Origin of the sequence: Pseudomonas sp. Sample_24 (genome assembly GCF_004307605.1) — a bacterium.
In the GTDB taxonomy this organism is placed as follows: Bacteria; Pseudomonadota; Gammaproteobacteria; order Pseudomonadales; family Pseudomonadaceae; genus Aquipseudomonas.
In genome coordinates, this window is sequence record NZ_RCNW01000034.1 from 1 (window position 1) to 3,576 (window position 3,576).

Here is a 3,576-nt window from a genome sequence, read left to right on the forward strand (position 1 = left end):
AATGTATATACGAGTAGTAAAACTACAGATGAGCGGCTTGTGGCCCCCGGCTGCGTTGTGAGAATAATCGTTAAGGTTGGTCATTTGCCAACCCGAAAAGGTGAAAGCTTGATGCTGGCTGCCAAAAATAAAGAAATTTCAGCTATTTCTAACTTTTGTTCGACAGTCCTTCAGGTAGTGCGTTATGAAAATTCACTACATGCAGCCCGATACACGCCGATCAAGGATAGACCATGAGCCTGCCTACGCTTGCCGAACTGCCCGCCATTCTGATGCCGCTTGTCACCCGCGCCGAGCAGTCGTTCCGTGCCGCAGTCGATGCCCTGGACGACGATCATGGGCTGTCCGCCTGGACCCCTGAGCGTTGGGCTCAATTTGCCCGAGTGACCGCTGCCAGCGACTTTGTCATTGAACAGAGCGTGCGTGACCCTTTGATGTTGCTGGAGCTGGTGCAGTCCGGTGAACTGGACCGCAGCTTCAGCCCGGGCGAGTTGTGCGCGCAGATTGCCGCCGCGGCGAACGCGGCCGAAACCGATGACCAGCTCGGCCGTGCCTTGCGTCGTCAGCGTACCCGTCACCAGGTGCGGATCATCTGGCGCGACCTGACCCGCCAGGCCGATCTGGTGCAGACCTGTCGCGATCTCTCCGACATGGCCGATGCCAGTATCGACCAGGCCTATCAATGGTTGTACGCACGCCATTGCCAGCAATTCGGCGTGCCCACCGGCCGCCGCAGCGGCGAACCCCAGCAAATGGTGGTGCTGGGCATGGGCAAGCTCGGTGCGGTGGAATTGAATCTGTCGTCCGACATCGACCTGATTTTCGCCTACCCCGAGGGTGGCGAGACGGTCGGCGTCAAACGCCCGTTGGATAACCAGGAATTTTTCATCCGGCTCGGCCAACGCCTGATCAAGGCGCTGGACCCGATGACCGTCGACGGTTTCGTGTTCCGGGTCGACATGCGTTTGCGTCCTTACGGTTCGTCCGGGGCATTGGTGCTGAGCTTCAATGCGCTGGAGCAGTATTACCAGGATCAGGGTCGCGATTGGGAACGCTACGCGATGATCAAATCGCGTGTGGTGGCGGGCGATCAGGTTGCCGGCGCGCAATTGCAGGAAATGCTGCGGCCGTTCGTTTACCGGCGTTACCTGGACTTTTCCGCCATCGAAGCGCTGCGCACCATGAAGCAATTGATCCAGCAGGAAGTGCGGCGCAAGGGCATGGCCGACAACATCAAGCTGGGTTCCGGCGGCATCCGCGAAGTGGAGTTCATTGCCCAGGCGTTCCAGCTGATCCACGGTGGTCGCGACCTGAGCTTGCAGCAGCGCCCTTTATTAAAAGTACTGAGCACGCTGGAAGGTCAGGGCTATCTGCCGCCGACGGTGATCAGCGAACTGCGCGAAGGCTACGAATTCCTGCGTTACACCGAACACGCCATCCAGGCGATTGCCGACCGTCAGACACAGATGCTGCCCGATGGCGCCCAGGATCAGGCGCGTATTGCCTTTATGCTGGGGTTTGCCGACTGGGCGGCGTTCCATGAGCAATTGATGCACTGGCGCAGTCGGGTGGCGTGGCACTTCGGCCAGGTCATCGCTGATCCGGACGAGGAAGCCGGCACCGAAAGCGAAGTGGTGGTCGGTGGTGAATGGCTGCCGCTATGGGAGGAGGCGCAGAATGAAGAAGCCGCCTGCCGTCAGCTCGAAGAGGGCGGTTTCACTGATGCTCCTAAAGCGCTGAAAGCCTTGGCTGGCTTGCGCAGCAGCCCGCAATTACGAGCCATGCAGCGTTTGGGACGCGAACGGCTCGATGCCTTTATTCCGCGTCTGCTTGCCCAGGCGGTGGAACATGCCAATCCGGATCTGGTGCTCGAGCGTGTGCTGCCATTGGTAGAAGCCGTGGCGCGTCGTTCGGCGTATCTGGTGTTGCTGACCGAAAACCCTGGTGCATTGCGCCGTTTGCTGACCCTGTGTGCCGCGAGCCCGTGGATCGCTGAACAGATCACGCGCTTCCCGCTGTTGCTCGATGAATTGCTCAACGAAGGCCGACTGTTCAAGCCGCCGTTGGCTCCCGAGCTGGCCGCCGAATTGCGCGAGCGCCTGACGCGGATTCCCGAGGACGACCTGGAGCAGCAGATGGAAGCCCTGCGCCATTTCAAACTGGCGCACCGCTTGCGAGTCGCCGCTTCGGAAATCGCCGGTAGCCTGCCGCTGATGAAGGTCAGCGATTACCTGACCTGGCTCGCCGAGGCGATTCTGGAACAGGTCCTGGCCCTGGCCTGGCGGCAAACGGTGGCCAAGTACGGCACGCCGCTGCGCACCGACGGCTCTTTATGCGATCCCGGGTTCATCATTGTCGGTTACGGGAAAGTTGGCGGCCTGGAACTCGGGCATGGTTCGGACCTGGATCTGGTGTTCATCCACGACGGTGATCCGCAGGCCGAAACCGACGGGCCGAAGCCGATCGATGGTGCCCAGTTCTTCACCCGCCTGGGACAGCGGATCATCCACTTGCTCACGGCCCAGACCAACTCGGGCCAGCTGTACGAAGTGGATATGCGCCTGCGTCCGTCCGGTGCGTCGGGGCTGTTGGTCAGTTCTTTGGGGGCGTTTGCCCGTTATCAGGAAAATGAAGCCTGGACCTGGGAGCATCAGGCGTTGGTGCGGGCAAGGGTGTTGGTGGGCAGTCAGGACGTCGGCCAGGCTTTCGAAAAGGTCCGTGCGGCGATACTGGGCAAACCGCGTGACTTGCCGACCCTGCGCCAGGAGGTCAGCGAGATGCGCGCCAAGATGCGCGAGAACCTTGGCAGCAAGAGCACGGCGGCCGGCACCGGGGCAAATGCCTTCGACGCCACGGCGCCCTTCGACCTCAAGCAGGACGCCGGAGGTATCGTCGATATTGAATTTATGGTGCAATACGCGGCCCTGGCGTGGTCGCAAACGCACCCGCCATTGCTGCGCTGGACCGATAACATCCGCATTCTGGAAGAGCTGGAACACGAAGGGCTGATGCCCGTCGAAGATGCCAGTCTGCTGCGTGAAGCCTATAAAGCTTACCGCTCGGCCGCCCACCGGCAGGCCTTGCAGAAGGATCCCGGGGTGATTGCCGGTGACCAGTTCGCGGACGAGCGGCAACAGGTCATGCGGATCTGGCGCGAGCTGGGGCTAAGCTGAGCAGGCGACGAGATTCAAATGTGGGAGCGGGTTTTTGTGGCGAGGGAGCTTGCTCCCGCTCGGCTGCGAAGCAGTCGCCACTCAGCCGGCTCGGTCTGGCAGATGAAATACAGTCGCAGGTTTTGGGTCTGCTTCGCAGCCCAGCGGGAGCGAGCTCCCTCGCCACGACGTTGTATGCTGACTGATATTGATGTGTGAAATTGATCCGACGAGCCCCAGCCGGCTCGTCCAAATGACCTGATGGTTCATCCCGCAGGTGCTGGATTATCGAGGCGGGGAGGCATAAGCCTCCCCGGTTCGTTTTTGGAAGCCACATGAAAATTCTGATCGTTGGGCCCAGTTGGGTCGGTGACATGGTGATGGCGCAGACACTGTTTCAGTGTCTCAAGCAGCGCCACCCGCA

General features: G+C 60.6%; 3 protein-coding genes. All 3 read left to right on the forward strand.

Annotated features, from left to right (window positions below):
• Nucleotides 1-237, forward strand: a 237-nt coding sequence (locus D8V06_RS30545) for a hypothetical protein (protein ID WP_206663174.1), incomplete at its 5' end; no start/stop codon positions are given.
• Entirely contained in the window at nucleotides 234-3,173 is a 2,940-nt protein-coding gene (gene glnE, locus D8V06_RS01780) for a bifunctional [glutamate--ammonia ligase]-adenylyl-L-tyrosine phosphorylase/[glutamate--ammonia-ligase] adenylyltransferase (protein WP_130930324.1), read from the forward strand. The genes D8V06_RS30545 and glnE, both read left to right, overlap by 4 nt.
• 314 nt (nucleotides 3,174-3,487) lie before the next feature.
• On the forward strand, nucleotides 3,488-3,576 hold an 89-nt coding region (locus D8V06_RS30670; RefSeq protein WP_241667755.1), incomplete at its 3' end, for a hypothetical protein.

Bases quoted from the DNA above. Each gene is read 5' to 3' on its own strand.
- glnE (WP_130930324.1), top strand. From the start codon at position 234: ATGAGCCTGCCTACGCTTGCCGAACTGCCCGCCATTCTGATGCCGCTT.